The following is a 245-nucleotide window of genomic DNA, read 5'->3' as shown; positions in this document are numbered from 1 at the left end:
GAAAAACAACGCGCCCAAGGCGAAGTCGTTTCTTGATAAAAGCTTAGGCAACACAAAGGCCGTCTGTTGTTCAGACGGCCTTTTTTTATTTCCTCAAATACAGTTTGAAATTGAACCCAATCCAGTTTTAAGCAGCATGAAGTACAAAAATAGTCGGACGTTTTTTCAAATTCGGCATTTCTTTTCTTTTTCGCCACTGCGCAATCGTCTGACTGATGATTTCCTGTGTCGGCAAGGTCAAGTCC

1 pseudogene is annotated in these 245 nt (G+C 42.0%); it reads right to left on the bottom strand.

Going from position 1 to position 245, the window contains the following annotated elements:
• Positions 1 to 127: 127 nt before the first annotated feature.
• Positions 128 to 245: pseudogene (locus ACTHS4_RS12365) on the bottom strand (SAM-dependent methyltransferase); the annotation flags it as partial.

It is taken from the genome of Neisseria sp. P0014.S009 (assembly GCF_051958155.1).
Lineage (GTDB): Bacteria > Pseudomonadota > Gammaproteobacteria > Burkholderiales > Neisseriaceae > Neisseria > Neisseria flavescens_C.
This window is presented reverse-complemented; position numbering and strand designations above follow the sequence as displayed.